This window comes from Streptosporangium sp. NPDC050855 (assembly GCF_044456585.1).
In the GTDB taxonomy this organism is placed as follows: Bacteria; Actinomycetota; Actinomycetes; order Streptosporangiales; family Streptosporangiaceae; genus Streptosporangium; species Streptosporangium longisporum.
The window spans coordinates 150755-175031 of the sequence record NZ_JBITFY010000019.1 but is presented as its reverse complement, the minus strand read 5'-3'; the positions used below and the strand labels follow the sequence as shown (position 1 = coordinate 175031).

25 protein-coding genes are annotated in these 24277 nt (G+C 71.5%); 14 read left to right on the top strand and 11 right to left on the bottom strand.

Annotated elements, in window-relative coordinates:
• Positions 1-40: 40 nt before the first annotated feature.
• Positions 41-997: a methionine ABC transporter ATP-binding protein gene (locus ACIBCT_RS31880; protein WP_399194914.1), complete on the bottom strand. Its 957-nt coding sequence runs from the start codon at positions 995-997 to the stop codon at positions 41-43.
• A gap of 218 nt (positions 998-1215) precedes the next feature.
• Here ACIBCT_RS31880 and rpmG point away from each other — a divergent pair, with 218 nt between their 5' ends.
• Both rpmG and ACIBCT_RS31870 read left to right on the top strand, forming a co-directional pair.
• Positions 1216-1380 (top strand): 50S ribosomal protein L33, encoded by a 165-nt coding sequence (gene rpmG / locus ACIBCT_RS31875; protein ID WP_399194912.1) that lies wholly within the window; start codon positions 1216-1218, stop codon positions 1378-1380.
• Between the two features lie 3 nt (positions 1381-1383).
• Complete coding sequence (locus tag ACIBCT_RS31870) at positions 1384-1629, top strand: type B 50S ribosomal protein L31 (RefSeq protein ID WP_399194910.1); 246 nt, start codon at positions 1384-1386, stop codon at positions 1627-1629.
• Positions 1630-1668: 39 nt separating this feature from the next.
• Here the strand turns inward: ACIBCT_RS31870 and ACIBCT_RS31865 are convergent, their stop codons facing one another.
• The 3 genes from ACIBCT_RS31865 to ACIBCT_RS31855 form a co-directional block, all read right to left on the bottom strand.
• Positions 1669-2277, bottom strand: a complete 609-nt coding sequence (locus tag ACIBCT_RS31865; RefSeq protein WP_399194908.1) for a cellulose binding domain-containing protein — start codon at positions 2275-2277, stop codon at positions 1669-1671.
• A gap of 112 nt (positions 2278-2389) precedes the next feature.
• Complete coding sequence (locus ACIBCT_RS31860) at positions 2390-3469, bottom strand: lytic polysaccharide monooxygenase (protein WP_399194906.1); 1080 nt, start codon at positions 3467-3469, stop codon at positions 2390-2392.
• A gap of 376 nt (positions 3470-3845) precedes the next feature.
• Positions 3846-4334, bottom strand: a complete 489-nt coding sequence (locus ACIBCT_RS31855; protein ID WP_399194904.1) for a GNAT family N-acetyltransferase — start codon at positions 4332-4334, stop codon at positions 3846-3848.
• A gap of 150 nt (positions 4335-4484) precedes the next feature.
• Between ACIBCT_RS31855 and ACIBCT_RS31850 the strand changes: the two genes are divergently transcribed.
• The gene (locus ACIBCT_RS31850; protein ID WP_399194902.1) at positions 4485-4703 is read left to right on the top strand and encodes an EF-hand domain-containing protein; all 219 of its coding nucleotides are present in this window, start codon (positions 4485-4487) and stop codon (positions 4701-4703) included.
• Here the strand turns inward: ACIBCT_RS31850 and ACIBCT_RS31845 are convergent, their stop codons facing one another.
• Complete coding sequence (locus ACIBCT_RS31845) at positions 4704-7931, bottom strand: SpoIIE family protein phosphatase (RefSeq protein WP_399194900.1); 3228 nt, start codon at positions 7929-7931, stop codon at positions 4704-4706.
• A gap of 65 nt (positions 7932-7996) precedes the next feature.
• Between ACIBCT_RS31845 and ACIBCT_RS31840 the strand changes: the two genes are divergently transcribed.
• A complete protein-coding gene (locus ACIBCT_RS31840) occupies positions 7997-8323 on the top strand; it encodes an STAS domain-containing protein (RefSeq protein WP_399194898.1) in 327 nt (108 codons plus the stop codon).
• Positions 8316-8720: an ATP-binding protein gene (locus tag ACIBCT_RS31835; protein WP_399194896.1), complete on the top strand. Its 405-nt coding sequence runs from the start codon at positions 8316-8318 to the stop codon at positions 8718-8720. The genes ACIBCT_RS31840 and ACIBCT_RS31835 overlap by 8 nt, the downstream gene beginning before the upstream one ends.
• Before the next feature lie 106 nt (positions 8721-8826).
• Here ACIBCT_RS31835 and ACIBCT_RS31830 read toward each other — a convergent pair whose 3' ends face one another.
• Positions 8827-9174, bottom strand: a complete 348-nt coding sequence (locus ACIBCT_RS31830) for an STAS domain-containing protein (protein ID WP_399194894.1) — start codon at positions 9172-9174, stop codon at positions 8827-8829.
• Between the two features lie 404 nt (positions 9175-9578).
• Here ACIBCT_RS31830 and ACIBCT_RS31825 point away from each other — a divergent pair, with 404 nt between their 5' ends.
• Positions 9579-10058, top strand: coding sequence for a DUF6789 family protein (locus ACIBCT_RS31825; protein ID WP_399194892.1), 480 nt, complete (start codon positions 9579-9581; stop codon positions 10056-10058).
• A gap of 72 nt (positions 10059-10130) precedes the next feature.
• On the opposite strand, the gene ACIBCT_RS31820 is transcribed toward ACIBCT_RS31825, so the two are convergent.
• Entirely contained in the window at positions 10131-10520 is a 390-nt protein-coding gene (locus ACIBCT_RS31820) for an isoamylase early set domain-containing protein (RefSeq protein ID WP_399194890.1), read from the bottom strand.
• Positions 10521-10868: 348 nt separating this feature from the next.
• On the opposite strand from ACIBCT_RS31820, the gene ACIBCT_RS31815 reads away from it, so the two are divergent.
• Positions 10869-11501 carry a uridine kinase gene (locus ACIBCT_RS31815; protein ID WP_399194888.1) on the top strand — a complete coding sequence of 211 codons (633 nt, stop codon included), beginning with the start codon at positions 10869-10871 and terminating at the stop codon, positions 11499-11501.
• A gap of 89 nt (positions 11502-11590) precedes the next feature.
• Here the strand turns inward: ACIBCT_RS31815 and ACIBCT_RS31810 are convergent, their stop codons facing one another.
• The 3 genes from ACIBCT_RS31810 to ACIBCT_RS31800 all read right to left on the bottom strand — a co-directional run bounded on the left by ACIBCT_RS31810 (position 11591) and on the right by ACIBCT_RS31800 (position 13143).
• Complete coding sequence (locus ACIBCT_RS31810) at positions 11591-11884, bottom strand: hypothetical protein (RefSeq protein WP_399194886.1); 294 nt, start codon at positions 11882-11884, stop codon at positions 11591-11593.
• Positions 11885-11997: 113 nt separating this feature from the next.
• Positions 11998-12183, bottom strand: coding sequence for a hypothetical protein (locus ACIBCT_RS31805; protein ID WP_399194884.1), 186 nt, complete (start codon positions 12181-12183; stop codon positions 11998-12000).
• Between the two features lie 435 nt (positions 12184-12618).
• The gene (locus ACIBCT_RS31800) at positions 12619-13143 is read right to left on the bottom strand and encodes a PepSY domain-containing protein (RefSeq protein ID WP_399194882.1); all 525 of its coding nucleotides are present in this window, start codon (positions 13141-13143) and stop codon (positions 12619-12621) included.
• 275 nt (positions 13144-13418) lie between these two features.
• Between ACIBCT_RS31800 and ACIBCT_RS31795 the strand changes: the two genes are divergently transcribed.
• The 7 genes from ACIBCT_RS31795 (at position 13419) to ACIBCT_RS31765 (ending at position 22799) form a co-directional block, all read left to right on the top strand.
• A complete protein-coding gene (locus tag ACIBCT_RS31795; protein ID WP_399194880.1) occupies positions 13419-14159 on the top strand; it encodes a hypothetical protein in 741 nt (246 codons plus the stop codon).
• 178 nt (positions 14160-14337) lie between these two features.
• A complete protein-coding gene (locus ACIBCT_RS31790) occupies positions 14338-15252 on the top strand; it encodes a helix-turn-helix domain-containing protein (RefSeq protein ID WP_399194878.1) in 915 nt (304 codons plus the stop codon).
• Positions 15253-15315: 63 nt separating this feature from the next.
• Positions 15316-15780 (top strand): hypothetical protein, encoded by a 465-nt coding sequence (locus ACIBCT_RS31785; protein WP_399194876.1) that lies wholly within the window; start codon positions 15316-15318, stop codon positions 15778-15780.
• Between the two features lie 267 nt (positions 15781-16047).
• Positions 16048-16272, top strand: coding sequence for a hypothetical protein (locus ACIBCT_RS31780; RefSeq protein ID WP_399194874.1), 225 nt, complete (start codon positions 16048-16050; stop codon positions 16270-16272).
• 114 nt (positions 16273-16386) lie between these two features.
• Positions 16387-17781 (top strand): SMI1/KNR4 family protein, encoded by a 1395-nt coding sequence (locus tag ACIBCT_RS31775; RefSeq protein WP_399194872.1) that lies wholly within the window; start codon positions 16387-16389, stop codon positions 17779-17781.
• A gap of 456 nt (positions 17782-18237) precedes the next feature.
• Complete coding sequence (locus ACIBCT_RS31770) at positions 18238-20487, top strand: family 2 encapsulin nanocompartment cargo protein terpene cyclase (RefSeq protein WP_399194870.1); 2250 nt, start codon at positions 18238-18240, stop codon at positions 20485-20487.
• A gap of 422 nt (positions 20488-20909) precedes the next feature.
• A complete protein-coding gene (locus ACIBCT_RS31765; protein ID WP_399194868.1) occupies positions 20910-22799 on the top strand; it encodes an RICIN domain-containing protein in 1890 nt (629 codons plus the stop codon).
• Positions 22800-22853: 54 nt separating this feature from the next.
• Here the strand turns inward: ACIBCT_RS31765 and ACIBCT_RS31760 are convergent, their stop codons facing one another.
• Positions 22854-24101 carry a YihY/virulence factor BrkB family protein gene (locus ACIBCT_RS31760; RefSeq protein WP_399194866.1) on the bottom strand — a complete coding sequence of 416 codons (1248 nt, stop codon included), beginning with the start codon at positions 24099-24101 and terminating at the stop codon, positions 22854-22856.
• Positions 24102-24277: the final 176 nt, after the last annotated feature.

Sequence of the window (24277 nt, the reverse complement as noted above, 5' to 3'; positions counted from 1 at the left end):
AGGGTGGCCTGCCCCAGGATCGGCAGCAGCTCCTCGAACGTCACGGCCCCTCCACCAGTACGCCGCGGCCGCGCAGGTGGTCGAGCGCGGCGGCGGTCTCCCTGCCGTCGAGCCCGACCCGCAGCCGGCCCACGGACACGCCGCGCAGCTCCTCCAGCGAGCCGCCGAGAATGTTGACGTCCACGTCGAACTTCCGCACCAGGCCGGACAGCACCGGCTCCCCGGCCTGCCCGGCCGCGAAGGTCAGGGTGACGCTGCCCGGTGGCGCGGGCTCGGGCAGCGGGAAGATCTCCCGCGTCAGCAGGGACCCGGGCCGGGCGATGAGGTCGTGGACGAGCCCTGACTCCAGCACCTTGCCGTCCCGCATCGTGGCCGCCGAGTCGCACACGCTCTTGATCACCTGCATCTCGTGCGTGATCAGCAGGATCGTCAGCCCCAGCTCGGTGTTGAGGCGCCGGAGCAGGGCCAGGATCGACTGCGTGGTCCCCGGGTCGAGGGCGCTGGTCGCCTCGTCCGACAGCAGCACCTTCGGCCGGCCCGCGAGCGCCCGGGCGATGCCGACCCGCTGCTTCTGCCCGCCGGAGAGCTGGGCCGGGTACGCCCCGGCCTTGTCCGACAGCCCGACCAGCTCCAGCAGCTCGGCCACCCGTGTCCGGCGCTCGGCGCGCGGCACCTTGGCCACCTCCAGCGGGAACGCCACGTTCGCGGCGACCGTACGGGAGGACAGCAGCGCGAAGTGCTGGTGGATCATCCCGATCCGCTGCCGGGCCTCGCGCAGCTCGGCGTCCCCGAGGACGGTCAGGTCCTGCCCGTCGACGGTGACGGTGCCTCCGGTGGGCCGCTCCAGCAGGTTGACACAGCGCAGCAGCGTGCTCTTCCCGGCCCCGCTCTGCCCGAGGACGCCGAAGATCTCGCCCTCGCGAACGTCGAGGTCGACCCCGTCGAGCGCGACCACGCCGGTGCCGTACACCTTGCGAAGATCGGAAACATGTATCACGGGTAGGTTATACCTGAAATATCGGTACAAATCTAATCAATACTCCGGCCGGGGAGGCCGGATCGGTCGTTCGGGAACGACCGCTTCCCCGTGGGGCCGGGGCTTCCGGGGTCGGTGTGCGGGGCGGTTTCCGGGGCCGGGACGGGTCGGGAATGCCCGGCCAGTGAAAACCGTTATCGCCCGCATCGTACGACATGTCTTCCCGAGAGGAGTCCGCAGTGGCCAGCAACGAGGCACGCCCGGTGATCAGGCTGAGGTCCACCGTGGGCACCGGCTACACCTACGTGACCCGCAAGAACCGGCGTAACGACCCCGACCGGCTCACCGTCGTCAAGTACGACCCGATCGTCCGCCGGCACGTCCCGTTCCGAGAGGATCGATAGACCATGAAGAAGGACATCCACCCCGACTACCGCCCGGTCGTCTTCCGCGACCCGAGTGCCGGTTATGCCTTCCTGACCCGTTCCACCGTCCGGACCGGCAGGACGATCGAGTGGGAGGACGGGAAAACCTACCCGGTGGTCGACGTCGACGTCTCCTCGGCGAGCCACCCCTTCTACACCGGCCGCGGCCGGGTCCTCGACACGGCCGGCCGGGTCGAGCGCTTCAGGCAGCGCTACGGCGGGCGCTGAGCCCCGTCCCTCCGGCCGGGCCGCGGGGCCGGGGAGGTTCTAGCCGCAGGTGATCTCGGTGAAGGTCGGGGGAGTGGCCGCGGTCCCGATGAAGCCGATCTCGGAGACGGTCTTCCCCGGCTTCAGGGGCGGCGCGTCGGCCGGGGCGTGGATCATCGCGACCGGCCCGCTCTGCATGTGCGTCCCCTTCCACGCCTGGGTGATCGTGACCCCGTGCGGCATCATCCACTGGATGTACCAGCCGCCCAGCGGCAGGTCGCCGTTGTTCTTGATCGTCGCCGCGCCCCGGTAGCCGCCCGGCCACGTCTCCACCAGGGTGACCGTCGCGCGGCATTCGGCCGCGGACGTGATCTGGGGATGCGGGGTGCCGCCCGTGGAGGACGACGAGGGCGACGAGGACGACGAGGGCGGGGACGACGGAGCCGCGGAGGACGGTGAGGGCGGGGACGCCGGGGTGGCGCCGGAGGGGGTGGCCAGGGCCGCGTTCTGCGGGGCCGTGTTCTGCGGGGTGCCGCTCCGCGCGGGCGGGTGCGTGTCGGCGTGCCCGCCCTCCGCCGTACGACCGGCGCAGGCCGCCACCGGCAGGATCGCCGCCGCCGTGAGCGAGAGCAGACCGAGCAGCGACGTGATCCTCATGGTGGGCGGCACGGGACTTCCTTCGGGCGGGGCGGGGCGCGGTGGGGGCCCTACGGCGGGGCGGGACGGTCGTGAACGAGGTCCCGGCCGGTGTCCGTCGACACCGGCCGGGACCCCTCTCCCGTTATGGACTGGTGCAGGTCACGGCAGGGGTGCCGCTGCTGCCCGACGCGGTGAACCCGAAGGTCGTCGAACCGCCGCCGGCCAGTGTCCGGTTCCAGTCGACGTTCCTCACCGTGACGGTCGATCCCGATGTCGTGTGCGTGCCGTTCCACACACTGTTGACGGTGCTGCCGGAGCCGAGCGTCCACCTGGCCGTCCAGCCGTTGAGGGCCGCCGAACCGGTGTTCTTCACGGTCACCTCACCCTGGAAACCACCCGACCAGGAGCTGACGGTCTTGTAGGTGGCGGTGCAGGGGCCGCCCGGGTCGGGCGTCGGCGTGACGGTCGGGGTGACCGTCGGGGTCGGGTCCGGGGTGGGGGTGACCGTCGGCGTCGGGCCGGGGGTGGAGCCGGGCCTTCCGACACCGGTCACCTCGCCCCTGCCGCCGTCGAAGACCACGTCGGAGCAGTTGTAGAACGTCTCCGCGGAGTCGGAACGCTTCCACACCGAGTAGATGATGTGGCGGCCCGTCTTGTTCGAGGGGAGCGTGGCGTTCCAGTAGTAGTTGGCGTCGTTGGTGCCGGGCGAGCCGACGCTCTGCGGGTGGTCGGCCGTGTGGAAGGGCTCACTCTCCAGGTCGTCCCAGGTCAGCGCCCGGTTGGGGTTCCAGCCGTCCTTGGTGATGTAGAGGTAGAACCAGCCGGGGTGGGCGGCCCACTTGTTGTACTTGAACTGCAGGGTCGAGCCCGCGGTCAGGTGCGTGACCGGCCAGTCGGCGCTCGGCAGGTCGAACCCGCTGTAACCGGGGTTGCCGCCGCTGCACACCTTGCCGTCGGGGATGAAGCCCCGGGTCCGCCCCGCTCCGTCGGAGCGCAGCAGGCTGAACCAGTTGTAGAGCGAGTTGTCCCCGCTCTGGGCCACCGCGGCCTTGCACGCCGGGTTGATGGGCACGATGTTCCCCTGCGGGGAGAGGCCGTCCTGCCAGCAGAAGAAGGTCCGGCTGCCTGGCACCATCATGGCGCCGTGCGCCGATGCCGACTGGGGAACGAGAACGACGGCGAGAAGCGCGGTCATCAATGTGACCACACCGGCGACAGCCATGCTTCGCCATTTACTCACAGGATTACCCTCCCTTTCGAGGGATGAAGGGTCGCTGATCGACGGCGGTGAGCGCTCACGCGAGACGGACTCTAGGTGGCTGTTTCCGGGGTGTAAACGCGACCCCTCCGCCGCGCCGTGACGACGTGTCGTCCTGCGAGGTCAGAGGGGTCGCGGGGCGGTCCGGCGGGATGAAAGATTCACGGTGGCCGGAACGCGCTTTCACCGCCCTTTCCCGCGTCCTGGCGGTCCCGTCCCGTGTCCTGGCGGTCCCTTCTCGTCTCCTGGCGGTCCGTGCCCGCGTTCTGGCGGTCCGTGCCCGAGGACGTGCGGGAAACGCCGCGACGGGAGGGCGGGAGAGGGACGGGCGCGCCCGCGGTCACCCCCGTCGTTCCCCCGCGGTCGCGGCGAGCCGCTCCAGCGCGGGGCCGGTGAGGCGGTACTGGTCCCACTCCTCCAGCGGTTCGGCGCCGAGCGAGCGGTAGAAGGCGATGCTGGGGGTGTTCCAGTCGAGCACCGACCACTCGAAGCGGCCGTAGCCGCGCTCCACGCAGATGCGGGCGAGTTCCGCCAGCAGGTCCCTGCCGTGGCCGCCCCCGCGCCGGTCCGGGTGGACGTAGAGGTCCTCCAGGTAGATCCCGTGCCTGCCGAGCCAGGTCGAGTAGGACACGAACCAGAGGGCGAACCCCGCGACCTGCTCGCCGTCGGCGGCGATGTGGCAGAACACGCTGGGCGAGGGGCCGAAGAGCGCCTCGTGAAGCCGGTCGGCGGTGGTCTCGACCTTGTCCAGCGCCTTCTCGTACTCCGCGAGTCCGCGGACCATGTCGATGATCGCCGGGATGTCGTCCGGCGTTGCGGGGCGAATCATGTCCGAAGTCTAGGGGGAGGCCACCGGCGTCCCCGAAAGAGGATTTTCGGTGATAAATCCTCTTATATGGGGTCGTGTGGTCGTGTCGGTCGCTCCTCCCGTAAGTTGTCTGCTGATCGAAGCACGGGTCGTTGAGAAAGGCGGGTCACCATGTCGACAGAGCCCAGCGGGGAGCGGTTGGCGGAGCTCAGGCAGGCGTTCACCGCCATCGACACCGACGGCGACGGTTTCATCACCGAACGGGAGCTCGCCGAGCACTTCCCGGCCCTGCCCCCCGAGGCCCTGGGCTCGCTGAACCGCGACGGCGACTCCGACGGCGACGGCCGGTTCTCGTTCGAGGAGTTCGTCCGCCTGGTCGCCGCCGACTGATCAGGCGCGGGCGAAACCGAGCAGGGCCACGTCGTCGCGGTTCTCCCCGTCCTCGACCAGGGTGAGCAGCGACTCCATCATGACGCCGAGATCGAGCCGCGAGGCCGTGGCCATCTCCCCGCGCAACCGGTCCATGCCCTCCAGGATGCTCCACGACCGGCTCTCCACGATGCCGTCGGTGTAGAGGAGCAGCCGGTCACCGTGTCCCAGCCGCGCCGTCCCGGTCGAGAAGACGGTCGAGGGCATGGCGCCGATCAGCGGGGAGAGGGCCCCGCCGAGGAAGTCCGCCTGCCCGCGCGCGGTGCAGAGCAGTGCGGGCGGGTGGCCCGCGCTGGCGTACTCCAGCCGCCCGTCCGCCAGGGAGAGCCGCACGCACAGCACGGTGGCGTGCATGCGGTCGTGCCGCCCGGCGGTCATCCGGTTGAGCCGGCCGAGGGTACGCCCGGGGTCGGGATCCTCCAGCGCGTACGCCCTGAGCGCGTTGCGCATCCGGCCCATCGAGGCCGCGGCCCGCAGCCCCTTGCCGACGATGTCGCCGATGACCAGCACCACCTCCTCGTCGGAGATCCGGACGACGTCGTACCAGTCCCCGCCGACCCCGGCCTCGTCGCTGCCGGGCACGTACCGGCCGACGATCACGGTGCCGCCGATCTCGGGGACGTCCGGGAGCAGGGCCAGCTGCAACGTGGTCGCGATCCGGTGCTCCTGCTCGAACTGCTCCAGGTCCCGCAGCCGGGCCGAGGTGAGCTGGGCGAGCTGGCGCAGCACGGTGTCGTCCGCCACCTCCTCGGGGGGAGCACCGGAGACCGCGATCCGCACCGTCCCGGCCGGCCCGGTCCCGTCGCCACCGGGCGCGTCACCGGTGACCGTCACCCGCACCCCGGAGGTGTCGGCCAGCAGCTCCCCGTACCTCCCGGCCACCCTGAGCACGTCCGCCGCGCTGGAGGCGCCGTTGAGCGCGAGCGCCGCCTCGGTCAGCTCCCGCAGCCGGCGGTTGTGCCGGGACCGGATGGCCGACAGCCGCAGCACGCCCCGCACGCGGGTGAGCAGCTCGCGCGCGGAGAAGGGTTTCACCAGGTACTCGTCGGCGCCCGCGATCAGGCCGGTCAGCGACTCCTCCTGCCCGGCCCTGGCCGACAGGAGCATGATCGGGACGCTCCGGGTGACCGCGTCGGCGCGGAGCCTGCGGACCATCTCCAGGCCGTCCATGCCGGGCATCATCACGTCCGCGACGATCATGTCGGGGAGCCGCTCCCGGGCGGCCCGCAGGGCGGCGGCCCCGTCGGCCACGGCCGTCACCTCCCAGTGCGGGCTGAGCAGCCTCACCAGGTAGCGGCGCAGGTCCTCGTTGTCGTCGGCGACCAGGATGTGCTCGGTCCCGCGCGGCTCCACCGGCGGCGCGGCCCTGTCCGCGGCCGGCCGCCCCGAGGACTCGCCGGGCAGCGGCAGCCAGTGCGAGACGTGGTCGGAGCCGGACTCGTACGGGTTCGCCGCCTCGCCCACCTGCGCCGGGGGAAGGTGCGCGGACCCGTACGGCAGCCTGATCGTGAACGTCGTCCCCTTGCCGACGACGCTGTTCGCCTCGATGCGCCCGCCGTGCAGGGTGACCAGCTCGTGAACCAGGGCCAGGCCGATGCCGGTGCCCTCGTCGCTGCGCGCCGGGGAGCCGGGGACCCGGTGGAAACGGTCGAAGAGGTGTGGGATCTCCTCGCCGGCGATGCCGATGCCGGTGTCGGAGACCGTGACCACCGCGTGGTCGCCGCCCGAGCGCACGCCGACCGTGATCCCCCCGGCGAAGGTGTGCTTGACCGCGTTGGAGAGCAGGTTGAAGATGATCCGCTCCCACATCCGCCGGTCGAGGAAGACCGGTTCGGGCAGCGGCTCGGACTCGACGTCCAGGGTGAGCCCGACGCTCTCGGTCGCCGAGCGGAACACGCTCACCAGCTCACCGGTCTGCGCCACCAGGTCGGTCGGCCGGTGGTAGGCGCGGGTCCGGCCCGCGTCGATGCTGGTGACGTCCAGCACGTCGTCCAGGAGGGTGAGCAGCCGCACCGCGTTGCGGCGGGCGGTCCGCAGCACCGCGCTCTGCTCCGGGGCGACGGAGGGGTCCTCCAGCAGCTCCTCCAGCGGCCCCAGGATCAACGTCAGCGGGGTGCGGAGCTCGTGGCTGACGTTGGCGAAGAACGCGGTCTTGTCGGCGTCGAGCCGGGCGAGCCTGCGCGCCTGGACGCGCTCCCGCTCGTGGGCCGCCGCCGCGGCCAGCGCCCGCGACACGCTCGCCGCGATCGTCTCGAAGAAGTCGTCGTACGGCTGCAGCCGGGGGTTCACCCCGCACACCAGCAGTCCCAGCGTCTCGTCGCCGGAGGTGAGCGGCAGGGCGACGGCCGGTCCCCGCGCGCCGAACCGCTCGGCGGGCACGGGAATGACGCCTCGCGCGGGGCGCGTGACCCCCCCGTCACCGCCGGCGACACCGTCGAGGGTGACGGGGATCCGCTCGGGGGCCGTCCCGTCCGGTACGACGATCCGCAGCCCGCTCGTGCCGCCGTCCCCGGCCGGGCCGTTCCCGTCCCCGCCGGGACCCGTGAGACCCGTGAGACCGGCGGGATCGGCGGGACCGGTCTCCTCGGCGAGGTAGGCGAAGGCGAACGGGACGTCGTCGTGCGCCTCGGCCAGGGCCGACAGCGCCGCCCGCGCCACCTCCTCGCGGGTGCCGCCGGTGGCCGCCTCGCCCACCCGGCTCATCGTGCGCATCCTGCGCTCCCCGAGCACCCGCCCGGTCGTCTCGCTGACCAGGCACATCACCCCGCCGACCGTTCCGTCCTCGACCCGGATCGGGCCGTAGGAGACGTCGAAGTAGGTCTCCTCCAGGAAACCGTGGCGTTCCAGCAGGAAGAGGTGGTCCTGGGCCCAGAAGGGCTCGCCGGTCTCCCGTACGTCGTCGAGCAGGGGCTTGAGGACGTCCCAGGTCTCGGACCAGTTCTCCTCGGCGGGCCGGCCGAGCGCCGCCGGGTGCTTCGCGCCGATGGTGGGGATGTACGGATCGTTGTAGAGCGCGACGTAGTCCGGACCGGCGAAGATGACGATCTGGGCGCGGGAGGAGAGCGCGATGTCGACGGCGGCTCTCAGCGCCGCGGGCCAGCTCTCCATCGGGCCCAGCGGTGTGGCGGCCCAGTCGTGGGCCCCGATCCGCCGTCCCATCTCCCCGCCGGCGGGGCTCACCTGCTGCATCTCACTCCCTGACCGTCAGGTACTGTGACGATACCTGGTGGAGCGACGGCTTTCGCGGTGAGGATATGGCCATTCGTCTGGAGCGAAGGATCGACCCCGACGGTTCTCCCGTGCTCGTCCCGATCGGCGAGCTGGATCGGGACTCCGCCGAGCCACTGGCCGCCGCGGTGGACGCGGACCTGCGGAAATCTCCCGCCCTGCTGGTCGTCGAGCTGACGCGCGTGCCGTTCTGCGACTCCTCGGGGATCGTCGCCCTGCTCGACGCCCACGCCGACGCCGAGCGCGCCGGGGTGGAGTTCGTCCTGACCGGGGTGGGCGAGCATCTGCGGCAGCTCTTCCGGGTCTCCGCCCTCGACCAGGTGATCCGGATCGTCGAGGAGTCCCATGGGTGACGGGAGCGGTGCAGAGATCGCTCGCGTGACCTTCCCGATCTCCGGGGACCTCGCCTCCCTCAGGGCGAAGGTCCGCACCTTCCTGGTCCGGGCGGAGTTCGACGAGCTCACCGAGAAGAACTTCGTCCTCGCCCTGAGCGAGGCGGCCAACAACGTGCTCGACCACTCCGGCGGAACCGGCACCCTCACGATGCGCCACCTGGAGGGACGGGTCGTCGCGGAGATCCACGACGACGCCGGTCTGCTGATCGATCCCCACGCGGGCATGAAGCAGCCCCCCGTGGGATCCCGCCGCGGCTACGGGATCTGGCTGATGCGCACGCTGTGCGACTCGGTGGAGATCCTGCACGACCCAGGGGGATCGACGGTACGGCTCACGATGCTGCTTCCGCACTGACCGCTCCGCGCCGGCCGCTTCATGCCGGCCGCTTCGCACTGACCGTTTCGTGACGGCCGCTCCGCACTGACCGTTTCGTGACGGCCGCGTGCGCGGCCCGCCGGGATCAGCGCGCGACCGGGACGCCTCCGCCGGACACCTCGCGCAGGGACTCCTCAAGGGTGGAGTCGATGGGGAACGCGTCGCGCAGCCGGGTCAGTTCGAGCAGGCGGCCGAGGAAGCCGTGCACGCCGACCAGGCGCAGCCATCCCTTCCGCTCGTACGCGCGCCGAAGGCTCGTCAGCAGCACCCAGATGCCCGTGGAGTCGCAGAACTCCAGGTCCGTGGTGTCGATGACCAGGTAGACATGACCTCGCCCGATGAACTCCGCGAGCCTCTCCTCCAGCCGCGGTGCCGAGGACTTGTCCAGATCTCCGGTCAGGGTCACCACGGAGAAGTGCGGACGTGTGTCCACGGTGACGGAAAGTCGAGTCATATCGCCCCGCTGTCTACGGCAGATTGGGGACAGCGCCCGGTCGGGAGCCGTACAAGGACGGGTGCCATTCGCCTCCACCGTACGCCCGTGGCTCGTGACAGTTCAACGCCTGATGGCATACCACCGGTGATCAGAAGGCATGGGCGCCGTCGTCCGCCCGCCCGTCCGCACCCTCGCCGTACCGCCGCCGACGGCCGGTCCGACCTGCCGGGGAGGCCGCCGTTTGCCCGCTCCGGTCCCGGGCACGGCGAGGGAGCGGTCCACCGGTCCGGCGGGGACGCGCGGACCGCGACAGATGGCCGAAAACGGTCAGGAGTGGCAGGGAACGGGGGAGACCGTGAAGACGAAGTCCTGCGAACCGGACACGGCGAAAGGGAACGGTCATGTTTCGTGATCTCGTCAAGGGAGCCGCGGGTGGCGTCCTCGCCACCGCGGCGATGAGCGCGGTGATGCTCGCCGGCGACCGCGCGGGCCTGATGGGCGACCAGCCGCCCAAGAAGATCGTCCGTGCCTTCATGCCCGGGTACCGGCACCGTCCCAAGCGTGGCGAGGGAGTGCTCGGCGCCCTCACGCACTTCGCCTTCGGGAGCGCGTGCGGGGCCGCGTTCGGCGCGTTCTTCGGGAAGGAACGCGCCCCGCTGCCGGTCGGGGTGGGGTACGGGCTGGCGATCTGGGTGGTCAGCTACCAGGGCTGGGTGCCGATGCTGGGGATCATGCCGCCGATCTCCGACGACCGGCCGGGACGCCCGGCGGTGATGGCCGCGGCTCACGTCGTGTACGGCGCGACGCTCACCCTCGCCGTGAACGGCATGAGCCGCTCCACCGGCCCTGCCGGACCGGGGAGCGGCGATCCGCGCGGATGAGCGCGGGGTTCGCGGGGACCGCGGATCCGGCCGTCCCCGCGAACGAGGTCCCGTCCGAGGACGGGCTCCCGTCTACGAGGCGGGGACCGAGGCCGAGGCGGACTGCCCGGCCGAGAGGGTCTGCCGCATCGGCTTGCCCACGGTATGCGCCGCGGTCATGTCAGGCATCTCCGGTACGTCCACCGGGTTGATCCGGCCGCCGTGCTCGTCGTGGTGGTCGGCGTCGGCGTCGTCGAACCACACGCCGCCGTCCGCGAGATAGCGGAAGCGAATGGGCTGCCGGGCGGGAACGACGACGCTCACCTGGTAGGCGCCGTTCTCCTTACGCTCCATGGGGTGGGCGTAGGGGTCCCAGTCGTTGAAGTCGCCGACCAGGGAGACCCCGCCATGGCCCGGGTTCTCCGTTACGGTGAAAGTCAGCTTGACCTGGCCGTTCTTGGTCGGCTTACCGCGCTTGATCACTGAAATCCTCCTGACATCACTGTCTCTGTACGTAATGCGCCGTGATCTCGATTGCGGAAAGCGTGAAGATCACGCCAACTACCGGATCGCGCCGACAGAGACGTGACGCGATCAGAGGCCGACGCCCGGTCACGGCCGAGCCGTCGATCCATATGGTTCGTTACCGCCCATAGCGGCTGGACAACCGGGACACGCCAAGTTTTGAGCGCCATCACGTCCGACCTTGACCAGGTCATGGGGGGCGACCGGCCCGCGACCGTGATCCGGCGCCCGTACCGGCGGGTAGGAACGCGCGAGGTGCCCGCGCCCGCGGGTCCGCCACGGCCGCGCGTCGGCGAGGATGGTGGGGTGCAGCAGATACGGCCGATATCCCCGTCGTCACTGGTGGAGGAACTCGCCGACCGGGTGGCCGCGCGGCCCCGCGGGGAGTGGGTGCGCGTCGCGCTCGACGGAGCCCCGGCGGCACGGCCGGGCGACCTCGCCGACGCGCTCGCCGGCCCGCTCAGGATCCGCGGCCGGGAGGTGTTCCGCGTCTCGGCCGCCGACTTCCTGCGCCCGGCCTCGCTCCGCTTCGAGTTCGGCCGCACCGACCCCGATTCCTTCTACACCGACTGGTTCGACCACGGAGGGCTGACCCGCGAGGTCCTGGGGCCGCTGGACGCGGGAGGGTCGGGCAAGGTGCTCCCCACCCTCTGGAACAGCGTCACCGACCGCGCCACCCGCGCGCCCTACGTCACCGTGCCGGCGGGCGGGGTGCTGCTGCTGGACGGCCCACTGCTGCTGGGCCGGGGGCTGCCGTTCGAGCTGACCGTGCACCTGCGGCTCTCGCCGGGCGCGCTCGCCCGGCGTACCCCCGACGACGAGCGCTGGACGCTGCCCGCCTACGCCCGCTACGAGGAGGAGGTCGGGCCCGCGGAGATCGCCGACGTGGTGGTCCGGGTCGACGACCCCCGGCATCCCGCCCTGGTCACCCCGGCCTGACCCGGCCCGGGGGGCGGGGAACATCAGGGGACATGACGGCGGGGCGCGTCCCTCGACGCGCCCCGCCGTCCGATCATCCGGTGGTGCCGCTAGACACCCGCCCGTGAGGGCATCCTGCCCTCGGAGTAGGAGCTGTGGAGCTGCTCCGGCTCGGAGGGCTGTGCCTCGTCGCGGACCTCCTCCATGCGCAGCGCGACCCCCATCGCGAAGAAGGTGGGCGCCCACTCTCCGATGAAGATCCCCCATCGGTCCGCGCGGTCGATACCCGCCTTCTCCGACGAGTGCGACGTCGCCCAGACCGCGATCGACACGCCGATCGAGGCGATACCGGCGACGTACATCGCGCCGGACTTCACGCCCATCTTGTGAAGCATTTTGATCATTTCGTCCCCCCGATGATGGTTCGTTCTTATGGTTACCCCCTGGGATGATGGATAACCGAATGTCACGAACCGCAGGTGAGGGCTTCACCCGGGACGGGGTCGCGCGGCCCGGGTCACTCCTCGCGGAGGCGTTTGAGCAGTTCCTCGCGTCTGGCGTCGAGCGAGGCGATGAGGACCTCCTGCTCGTCCGCCTGGTTGATCATCATCGACTGCTCCGTGGGGTCGGTGGGACCGACGTCCCCGACCTGACGGCGCATCTCGGCGACCTCGGCGCGCATTCTCTCCAAATCTGCTTCCACTTGACGCAGTTCTTCTTGAAGGCTCATGCGCTCCCCATACCCCTGCTTCGGGCTTCGACTCCACGACCTCGCCCGTGACGGCGCCCTCCGCGGGCCGCGGGTCCCGGGGACGGCCGCCACCGGGGTCGGACGGCACGGCAGCGCGCGGTACGGCAGGGCAGGGCAGGGTGCGGCATCGGGGGCAGAGCACGCCACCGCACGCCACCGCACGGCAGCGCACGGCAGCGCACGGCAGCGGGGCAGCGCACGGCAGGGCACGGCAGGGCACGGCAGCGCGCGGCAGGGCACGGTCGCGGGGTTCGGGGCACGCTCGCCGGACGCGGAGCGGCCCCCGAGGTCACGTGGACCCGGGGGCCGGTCGCGCCGGGGGCAGGTGTGATCGTCCCCGGCCCTTCACGCTCCCCGTCGCGGGGGCGTCAGGGCGGTCCGGTGGTGTCAGTCGTCCTGGCCGCCGGCCTGCTCGTTCTGGTCGTCCTGCTCGGCCGGTTCGGCCTGCTCGTTCTGGTCGTCGTCCTGGCCCGCCTGCTCGGCCTGGTCCTCGGCCTGGTCGGCGGCCCGCTCGGCGGCCGTGCTGATCTCCTGCTCCTGCTCCAGGATCGCGCCGCTGGTGGCGTCGATGTCGAACTCGTGCTCGACGTCGCCCTGGAGGAGCTCGACCTCCCAGGTGGTGGGGGTCTCCTCGCCGTCGAACTCGGCGTTGACGAGCTTGGCGCCGGGCACCTTGTCCTGGGCGATCTTGACGGCCGCGTCCCGCTTGATCTTGGCCTCGGCCTCACCGGGCTGCGGGGTGGCGGGGGCGGTCTCGGCACCGGGGGTCGTGTTCACCGGGGCGGGGGAGGTCGCCGTGCCGCTCGGAGCCGGGGTGGGCGTCGCGGTTCCGGCGAAGGCCGCGGCGCCGCCTCCGGCGACGACGGCGAGAAGTCCGGCACCGGCAATGGTGATCTTCGTCGTGTTTCGCATGTCCACCACTGTGCCGGGGACCCCGTTAGCGTCACGCTGCGGCAACCCTAAAGGCAGGTTAAGGCCGGCCGGAGCACTGGATCGCGGTGCGAAGGGCCGGTGAAGTGCCGGTGCGGGGCCGGGATGAACCCGGCGCGCCGTTCCTGCGTACCTGCGGATGAAAGCGACCCTGGAACCGGCGGTGCGGGCCGGGGCGGCGCTCCCCGGCCCGTGGCCGGACGCGGGCCGCCGTCCCTCGTGCCGCCGTCGCGGATCCGCGCGCTGGAAGGATTGGGATGGACGACATCACGGCCTCCGTCGGCACTCTTCGTCTCCGGGACGGGGTCTCGTGCCCGTCGTGGTGCGAGCGGGAGCACCCCACCACCTACATCACCCACGCGGCCGACATCGCCGAGCTGCGCAACCCGGACGGGTCGACGGTCACGGTCACCCTCTCCCAGCACGTCCAGCCGGGGTACGTGGGGGAGAGGGTGGTGCGGGTCTACACCTGCCTGGGCGAGGAGACCGGCATCGCGGACCTTCCGGCGGAGGCGGCGGAGGCGGTCGGCAGGTCGATCGTGGCGTTCTCCCCCGAGGGGCCGATGCGCGCCTACGGCAGGGCCCTGCAGCGGGCCGCCGCGCACCTGCTGCTCCCCGGGCTGAAGGTGTCCCGTCACCGGGAGGGGGACGCGCCGCAGAGGTCGGCCCGTGGCCGGGCCGAGTCGCCCTCGCAGGAGAAGCTGTTCCGGATCGCGTTCCTGTCCGGCTACCTCAACGTGACGAGGGCCCCGGGGCCGCTGAGCGGGGGCGTGGTCGAGCGACGTCTCAGCCAGGTGCTCTCGCCGCGCGAGACGAGCGAGCTCTGCGACATCGTGCGCGGGATGCTCTCCCGGCGTACCGCCAAGAACCGGGGCGTCCTTCCCGGAAAGGCCGACGGGTCCGACGGGACCGGCACGGCGGGCTCGGCGGGTGCCGCAGGCTCGGTGGGCTCGACGGGCGGTGTCCGTGGCGCGTACGGGCTCGCGGTGGGACAGTGACCCCGGGGTTTTCGGATGCCGTGACGTTGTCCTGGAATATGTCTTTAAATGACAATTCGATGGCGTATGCACATGCTGTTGCAAGTGCATCGGGCACGTGCGGGCGCGTAGGGCCGTGCAAATCTCACAGTAGTATGGAAAGGTATGACATCGCAGAAAGGTGAGACAGGGAGCCGACATGGCCGGACAGACCGCCGAGGACAGTGACGCGCAGAGCGGCGTCCTCGCCTACTCGGGCGGTGGCGGCCCCACCATCCTGCGCATTCTGCTCGGTTCCCAGTTGCGGCGGCTGCGCGTCGCCAAGAACATCACCCGCGAGCAGGCCGGTTACGCCATCCGCGCCTCCCACGCCAAGATCAGCCGTCTGGAGCTCGGGCGGGTCGGCTTCAAGGAACGCGACGTCGCCGACCTGCTGACGATGTACGGGGTGACCGATACCGAGGAAAGGGCCCCGCTGCTCGCCCTGGCCCGCCAGGCCAACGCCCCCGGCTGGTGGCACAAGTACGGCGACCTCCTGCCCAGCTGGTTCGAGGTCTACGTGGGCCTGGAGGAGGCCGCCTCGGTCATCCGCACCTACGAGGTGCAGTTCATCCCCGGTCTGCTGCAGAGTCCCGAGTACGCGCGCGCCGTCATCATGCTGGTGCACGGCGCCGCCTCGGCGGAGGAGGTCGACCGCCGCGTCTCGCTGCGGCTGGCCCGCCAGGAGCGCCTGAGCAGGCCGCACGCGCCGACCCTGTGGGCCGTGATGGACGAGGCCGTGCTGCGCAGGCCCATCGGCGGGCCCGAGGTGCTGCGCGCGCAGATCGACCACCTGCTCGAGGTCGTCGAGATGCCCAACATCAAGCTGCAGATCATGCCGTTCGAGCACGGCGGTCACGCCGCGGCCGGAGGGCCCTTCTCCATCCTGCGCTTCGCCGACCGGGACCTGCCCGACGTGGTCTACATGGAGCAGCTCACCAGCGCCCTGTACGTGGACAAGCTCGAGGAGACCGACCACTACATGCAGGTCATGGACCGCCTGTGCGTCCAGGCGTACTCCCTCTCCGAGAGCAAGCGGTTCCTGCGCGAGCTGCGCGACGAGCTCGCGGGCTGACGCCTCGCACGAGCGGGTGCCGGATGCGGTGAACCCGGCGGGGCCGGTGAGCGTATCTGAAGGATGTTGACACATTCGCGCCGGATCGGTGTCGCCAGGAACATCCGCGTGGTCGCCACCGTGACCCTCGCCCTCTCGTTCTCCCTCGCCTGCAGCGCGGAGCAGCCCCCCGCGGCCCCGGCGGCGGCCGCGGCCGGCAACGCCGCTCCCGCGGGGCCGCCGCTCACCGTGGAGCAGCTGGCCGAGAAGGTCGGCTGCAAGCCCGAGATTCAGGTCGACGCGGTCGACATCCGGACGGGGGCCTGCAAGACCGCCACGGGACGGTTCTTCATCAGCACCTTCGTCACCCAGTCCGGCAAGGACCAGTGGATGGACCAGGCTCCGGAGTACAACCCGCACCTCGTGGGGGACCTGTGGACCGTGCTCGGTGCGCGGAAGGTCCTGGACGAGCTGCGGCAGGAGCTGGGCGGCGACCTGCACCTGACCGACCACCGGGTGAGCCCGACCCCGGCCCCGCCCGCGGGATGAACGCGACCCCGGAACCACGTACCGGATGAACACGACCCCGAAGGCGCGTGCCGGGTGGACGCGGCTCCGGCGCGCCGGGTGAAGGCGGCTCCTCACACCGCGTGCCGGATGAGCGCGGCCCCGCCGCCGGTCACCGGGTGACGGACGGGGCCCTTCCGATCCCTGCCGGGCATTCCGCCCTTCCGGATTCCCCGGGAGGGCGGAATATCCCTTAATGAAATGGATACGGCATTGCCTGGTGATTCGGCGATCCGTACCATCCGTCCCATGTCCATCACACGTGAGTTCGCCTATGCCTCGTCCTCGCGTCCCGCCGACGCCGAGTGCGTGTGGTACCGCTCCAAGGGCGACCTCTACGACCTGATCCGTACGGGCAGCGACGGGGAGTTCCGCTACCACGCCTTCCACGCCCGTGACGGCCGCTACCTGCAGGCCTTCGCCTCCTGGGAGGACGGTCTGGAGTGGATCAGGGAGCGCGTCGGGGACGAGTGAGGGGGACGCCGGCCCGTTCCGACGGGCCGGGTACGCCGCCGCGCGGGTGAGGTCGCGCGGGTGAGGTCGCGGAACGCCGATCCGGCATGACTGATTCGAGATACTCTGCCGGACGTGCGGCGATTGATCACTTCCCGAGGAGTACGGCTCGCGCTCGCGGTCGGCGCGGCGGCGATGGTGGTCATCGCGATCGTCACGCGTCTCCACCGGAGCCGGAGCCCGATCCGGAGCCCGATCCCGATCCCGATCCGGGCACGCCGGGATTCCGGCCCCCTCCGTCACGACGCCCCGCCCGCCGGGGCCTCGTCTCCGGCGCAGGCCGGGTCCCCGGCCAGGGCGGTGAGCGGGCCCGTCCCGCCGTGGCCCCCGGTCCCGGTCCTCGGTGTCCCCACCGCCGAGGATCTCAAGCGCCACGACGCCGGACCCTCCGCCCTCCGTTCCGCCGTCGAGCGCTTTCTCGCCCGATCGCCGCGATCGCCGCGAGAGCCGCTGAACAAGGCCGCCCGGCGCAGGCTGCGCCTCTGGGGCGCCGCCGGGCTCGCGTTCCTCCTGCTGGCGGGCACCACGCAGGCCCTTGAGTCCGCGGTCTTCCCCTCGGGGACGCCGATCGAGGATTCCGGCCGGTACGCGAGATCGTGCACCCAGGGCCGGGATCCCCTCGCCCTCACCTACGCCTGTACGGACGACGGGCCGAGGGCCGACGCGGTCCTCGGTGAGGAGCCGTCTTCTCCGCCCACGGGGCCGTCGGAGCCGTCGGGGCCCCCGGAACAGTCGGAGTCGCCGGTGCCGGACGTGACGCCGGAGACGCCCGAGCCGGACCACGGGCCGGCTACCGACGCGGACTGCCGGCCCGCCCCCGCCGTCCCCCGCGTGCGGCCGGTCGATCCGAGGGTGACGCGGGCGGTGAACCGGCAGTGGCGGCGGATCGAGAGGTGGTTGAGGACCAACGCCCCCGCGAGCCGTCGCACGCTCGGCAGGCCCGCGAGGGCCCGGACGATCGCGGTGGCGGAGGCGCAGACGGGCCTGCGCTTCCCCGACTCCCTGCGGGCCTCGCTGCTGAGGCACGACGGGACCGTCTTCGTGGAGGGCGTCTGGCGATTCGGTTTCCAGGGGGACATGAACCTGAGCGTCCGGGAGATCCGGGACACGTGGCGGATGCTGTGCAGGATCGATTCCGGCGACGGGGGCGAAGGAGCTCTCTCCGATCCGCGATCGGAGTGGTGGGACGGGCGGATGATCCCCATCACCGCCGACGGATCGGGGAACCATCTGGTGGTCGACTCGGTGAGACGCGACGTCGGAGGGACCGATCACGAGGGCAACATGCGCTTCACCGTCGGAGGAATCGCGATCCGCTCGTACTACGCCCTGCTGAAGGCCACCGCGGACGCCCTGGAGACCGGCGGCTCCATCGGGCACATGAGGCCCCGGGCGGTCGACGGTCGGCTGGAGTGGGAGGTCGCCGAGTCGTCACCGGCCACGGACCCGGGCGCCTCCGGCTCCCCCTGACGCGACCCTGACGACCTTGACGACCCTGACGACCCTGACGACCCTGACGGGGCGAACAGACCGGACGAGACCGGGGAACGGGCCGGGTCGAGGGAACGGGCCGTCGAGGGAACGGGCCGTCGCGCCGACCCGCGGGAGCGTCCCCGCGACGGTCGTCACACCCCGGTCGTCGCGGGATCCCCGGCGGCGTGCTCAGGACCGTCGTGCGCGGTCGTGGCCTGCCGGCCCGGGACCCCCGGAACGCGGCGGGGACGCCCTGCCCGAGAGTGACACGGGGATTCACGGAGAAGGCTTTCACTCTCCGTGGCCATTGCGTAACGTTCTGCGTGTCGAGGGCCCCCGAGGGCGGCCGTCTCGTCGATCCGCCGAGCGTGACCACCTCCCGCTCCGCCGCGTGTCCCGGTGTCCGGCCCGGGTCGTCCGCGAGCGGGCCGGGGCAGACCGGAAGGACAGCGCGTGCCCCCCTTCGAGCTCCCCGACTTCTACGTGCCGTACCCGGCCAGGCTCAACCCGCACGTGCAGACCGCGCGCGAGCACACCCGCGGCTGGGCCCACGACATGGGCATCCTCGACGAGGAGCTCGGGATCTGGGACGAGGCCAGGCTGGAGGCCATGGACTACGGCCTGCTCTGCGCCTACACCCACCCCGACGCCCCGGCCGCCGAGCTCGACCTGATCACCGACTGGTACGTCTGGGTGTTCTTCTTCGACGACCACTTCCTGGAGACCTTCAAGCGCAGCGGCGACCTGGCCGGGGCCCGGGAGTACCTCGACAGGCTGGCCGCCTTCATGCCGGTGCACCCCACGGGCACGCCCGGCGAGCCGCGCAACCCGGTGGAGCGCGGCCTGGCCGACCTGTGGGCCCGCACCGTCCCGGCGAGGTCCGACGGCTGGCGCGCCCGGTTCGCCGAGAGCACGAGGAACCTGCTCGACGAGTCGCTGTGGGAGCTAGCCAACATCAACGAGGGCCGGGTCGCCAACCCGATCGAGTACGTCGAGATGCGGCGCAAGGTGGGCGGTGCTCCCTGGTCGGCCAACCTGGTCGAGCACGCCGCCGGGGCCGAGGTCCCGGACGCCGTCGCCGCGAGCCGGCCGATGCGCGTGCTGCGCGACACGTTCTCCGACGCGGTCCACCTGCGCAACGACCTCTTCTCCTACGAGCGCGAGGTCGGCGACGAGGGCGAGCTCAGCAACGGCGTGCTGGTCTTCGAGCGCTTCCTGGGCTACGACACCCAGCAGGCCGCCGACGCCGTCAACGACCTGATCACCTCCCGGCTGCACCAGTTCGAGAACACCGCGCTGACCGAGCTGCCCGCGCTGTTCGAGGAGCACGGCCTGGACCTGAGGTCCCGCCTGGACGTGCTGGCCTACGTCAAGGGGCTGCAGGACTGGCAGTCGGGCGGCCACGAGTGGCACCTGCGCTCCAGCCGCTACATGAACGATGCCTCGCGCGACTCCCCGGTCGCCGCCCCGGCCCTGCTGGGCGGCCCGACCGGCCTGGGCGTCGCGGCGTCGCGGATCAGGCTGGCGCCGGGCCTCACCGGGCCGGGCGGGATCAGGAGTCACACGCACGTCCCGCTGCGGAAGGTCGGGCCGACGCCGCTGCCCGAGATCTACATGCCGTACACCGCCCGGATGAACCCCCACATGGACCGCTCGCGCCGCAACGCCGTCGAGTGGGCCCGGGAGATGGGGATGTTCGAGCAGCTTCCCGGCTTTCCCGGGCTGGCCGTGTGGACCGAGCACAAGCTCGTCTCCTACGACTTCGCCGTCTGCGCCGGGGCGATCGCTCCGGACGCGACCGGCCCCGAGCTGGACGTGTCGACGTTCTGGCTCACCTGGGGCACCTACGCCGACGACTACGTCCCGGTGGTCTTCGGGTCCCGCCGCGACCTGGCGGGGGCGAAGCTGTTCGACGCGCGGCTGGCGGCGTTCATGCCGCTCGACCTCTCCGCCGTCCCACCGCCGGCCAACCCGGTCGAACGCGGCCTGGCCGACCTGTGGGTCCGTACCGCCGCCCCGATGTCGCGGGACGCGCGCGCCACGTTCCGCCGGGCCGTACGGGACATGACCGACAGCTGGCTGTGGGAGCTGGCCAACCAGGCCCAGAACCGGGTCCCCGACCCGGTCGACTACATCGAGATGCGCCGCAGGACGTTCGGCTCCGACCTCACGATGAGCCTGTCCCGGCTGGCGCACGGCCGGTCGGTCCCGCCCGAGATCTACCGCACCCGGACGATGCGCGCCCTGGACGACTCGGCCGCCGACTACGCCTGCCTGGTCAACGACCTGTGCTCGTACCGCAAGGAGGTCGAGTTCGAGGGCGAGCTGCACAACTGCGTGCTGGTCGTGCAGGACTTCCTCGGCTGCGACCGGCGGCGGGCCGCCGACATCGTCAACGACCTGATGACCTCCCGGATGCGGCAGTTCCAGCACATCGTCGCGACCGAGCTGCCCGTCCTGTACGACGAGCACGACCTGGACTCCGCCGCCCGGGCGACGCTCGACGCTCACGTACGGGAGTTGCAGGACTGGATGGCCGGGGTCCTGCTCTGGCACCTGCGGACCCGCCGCTACGACGACTCCGAGCTGCACCACCCGCCCGCGCGGGTGCGGCCGGTCACCGGTCCCACCGGGCTGGGCACCGCGCTCGCCCGTCCGGGATCGCGGGCCCGCGCCGGGGCGGTGCCGGTCCGGCCCCGCTGACGCCGGACGGACACGGGCGGGGTCTCCGGGTCGGACCCCGCCCGTGTCCACGGGGCCACCCGCCGTGCCGTTCGGGATGAAACGTACATCGAGGCTCGTCTCCATACGGCGCGTTCCGCGGGACGAAGTCCCAGGCAAGCGCTTTCCTAAAGCCTCGCCGGTCGGTCCGGACGGTCGGCGCTCCCTTGACGACGGTAGGGGCCGCCCCGACACTTGCCCGAACCCGTGAAAGATCTCCGTGACCCCGGCCGCTTCCCGCCCCGTTTTGTTAACGCTAACACCCATCGAGGAGGCACCGCATGCCGAGTCCCACCCTCGGCGCGGTGCGCGGTGTCGTCCGGAGAGGGCACCGGTGACCCCGCTCCCGTGCCACCGGCCGATCGTCCGGAGTTCCATCCCTCCACCTTCCAGGAGTACCCCTCATGTCCCGAAGAAAGGGCATCGTCGGCGCGATCTGCGCGCTTCTCCTCAGCCTCGGCTGCCTGGTCGCGGTCACGGCACCCGCCCAGGCGGTGGGCGAGACCACCTTCCGCAACCCGCTGCTGCCCAACGGCGCCGATCCGTGGCTGCGGTACCACGCGGGCAACTACTACCTGGCCACCACCACGTGGAACTCCCAGCTGGTGATGCGCAAGTCGCCCACCCTGGCCGGTCTGCGCACCGCCGCCCCGCAGCACGTCTGGTCGGAGACCGCAGCCGACAGCTGCTGCAACTTCTGGGCCTTCGAGTTCCACCGGCTCAACGGCCCCAACGGCACCCGCTGGTACATGATGTACACCTCCGGGGTGAGCGCCAACCTCGACCGCCAGCACCTGACCGTGCTGGAGAGCGCCGGTGACGACCCGATGGGGCCGTACACCCTCAAGGGCTCGCCGATGCCGGACACCTGGAACATCGACGGCTCCTACCTGCAGCTCAACGGACAGCTCCACCTGCTGTGGTCGGAGTGGCAGGGGGCCGACCAGAGCCTGTGGATCGCCCGGATGAGCGACCCCTGGACGGTCACCGGTTCCAGGGTCCTCATCTCCAGGCCCACCCACTCCTGGGAGACCGTGGGCGGGCGCACCAACGAGGCGCCCGAGGTGCTGCAGCGCAACGGGAAGACCTTCATCGTGTACTCGGCCAGCTCCTGCAACACGCCGGACTACAAGCTCGGCATGCTCACCCTGACCGGGAGCGACCCGCTCAGCGCCTCCTCCTGGACCAAGGCGCCCAACCCGGTCTTCCAGCGCGCCAACGGCGTGTACGGCCCCGGCCACCACGGCTTCTTCACCTCCCCGGACGGCACCGAGGACTGGATCGTCTACCACGGCAACGCCTCCACCGGCGAGGGCTGCGGCAGCACCCGGTCCACCCGGGCACAGAAGTTCACCTGGAACTCCGACGGCACCCCGAACTTCGGCGCGCCCGTCTCCACGAGCACCGACCTGCCGGTGCCCTCCGGTGAGCTGGGCCCGATCACCACGGCGGTGAAGGGCGCCGCGTACACGCTCGTCAACCGCAACAGCGGCCTGTGCCTGGCCACCACCGGCGGATCGGCCGCCGACGGGGCGAACGTCGCCCAGCACTCCTGCTCCGGTACGGCCGCCCAGTGGGTGCTGGACTCCACCGCCGACGGCCACCACCGCCTGGTCAACAAGCAGAGCAACAAGGCCCTGGACGTGGCCGACTGCGGCACCGCCGACGGCACCGACGTCCGGCAGTGGGCGTGGCTGGACAACACCTGCCAGCAGTGGCAGCCGATCACCACCTCCGACGGCTGGCTGCGGCTGCAGAGCCGCAGCAGCGGCAAGGTGCTCGACGTGGCCGACTGCGGCACCGCCGACGGCGTCGACGTCCGGCTGTGGACCTGGTCGAACACCACCTGCCAGCAGTGGCGGCTGCAGCCGGTCGGGAACGTCGCGATCACCAGCCTGCAGAGCGGCAAGGTGCTCGACGTGGCCGACTGCTCGACCGGCAACGGCGCGAACGTCCGCCAGTGGCCCTGGCTCGACACCGACTGCCAGAAGTGGACCTTCGGCCACACCGACAACGGCCACTACCGGATCCGTCCCGCCCACAGCACCGGGAGCTGCCTGATCGTGAACGCCGCCTCCACCGCCGACGGCGCCGACGTGACGCAGGGGGCCTGCTCCGGCAACAACTCCCAGTGGCGGATCGAGGTGCTCACCGACGGCTCGGTCCGGTTCACGGCCCGGCACAGCGGCAAGGCCCTCGACCTCGCCTCCTGCGGGCTGGCGGCCGGTGCCGAGATCGCGCAGTGGGCCTGGCTGGACAACATCTGCCAGCGGTTCGCCATCAGGGCCACCTGAGCGATCGGCCCGAGGCCCCGCCGTCACCGGTCGGCGAATCGGCGAATCGGCGGGTCAGCGGGTCGGCGGGTCGGCGGGGCGGGGGGACCGGCGTGAACGGAGATCGTACCGGCGCGGCCTGACCCGCGGTGCCGGCCGTTCCGGCGCCGGACCCGTTCCGTTATCCGGGCCCGTCCCGTTATCCGGGCCCTTCCCGTTCCCCGTCCCGGGCCCGGGTCCGTTCTCCGTCCCGTTCTCCGTCCCGTTCCCGTTCCCGTTCCCGGGCCCGGTCTCCGGCTCGGGGGAGGGGGAGGGTGAGGGTGAGGCCGGTGCGGGAGGCCGCTCCGGGTTCGGGGCCGCCCTGCCGGGCTCGGCGACCTCGGGGATCACCGGGGCGGTGACGACCTCCGTGCGCGGCTCCTCGACCGGCTGGCCGGTGGACAGGTCGACGGCCGTGCCGTGATGGCTGGTCGCGGCGTGCGAGGCGGCGAACAGGATGAGCACGTTGACCAGCTTCAGGAACAGCAGCATGCCCACCGCGCCCGCGACGACCTGGTACGCCGGGTTGGCCGAGCTCGCGTTGAAGTAGGCCTGCCCGAGGTTCTTGATCAGCTCCAGCCCGATCGTGATGATCAGGGCCGGGCCGATGACCCGGCGCGGGGAGAGGCGCATCCGGGGGGTGAGCGTCAGCAGCGCCGTCGACAGCAGCAGGTTCACGCCGATGCCGAGCACGAAGGCCGCGGCCGAGAGCGTCCAGCGCGCCGGGGTCGCCTCGGTCCCGATCGTCTCCCCGATCAGCCAGGTCAGCGCGGTCTGGGCGCCGAAGGAGAGGGTCAGCGAGACCGACAGCAGCAGCCCGAGCATGACCATCACGGCCAGGTCGATCAGCCAGCGCAGGAAGAAGTTGCCCGGGTACTGCACCAGCCCCCAGACGGCCCGGATGGAGGAGCGCATGGAGTCGATCCAGAACAGGCCGGTCAGCGGCAGGCCGAAGGAGGCGATCACCCCGGCCGTGTCCCGCGCGTCGCGCAGCGCCTGCACGTTCAGGCGCGGCAGCGTCTCGCTCAGGTAGTTCTCCACCTGGGAGATCGCGGCCGGTGTGTCCATCACATGGCCGATGATCACGAAGCCCAGCAGGACCAGCGCGAAGGTGGCGTAGAACGCGTGATAGGTCATGCCCGCCGAGAGACGGCCCGCGTCGGTGCGGTCGTAGTGGATGGCGGCGCGGACGAGATGGTCGAGCCAGTCGTACCGCTGCCGTAGGTCGTTCCATCCCCTGGTGAGCCGGTCGGTCCACCGGCTTGCCCTCGCGGTGGCCGTCATGAGGCCAGACCCTACCCGCAGGAACGCGTTTCACCGCCGCTGACCACCGTCGGGATGCGCGGGAGTGTCCCTCAGGGCGCCGGACGGGGCTGGGCGGCCGGTGGGGGCTCGTAGGTCAGGGCGAACATCCCGCAGAGATCGCGCAGGATCCACTGCCGAGAGCTGAACGAGCGCCC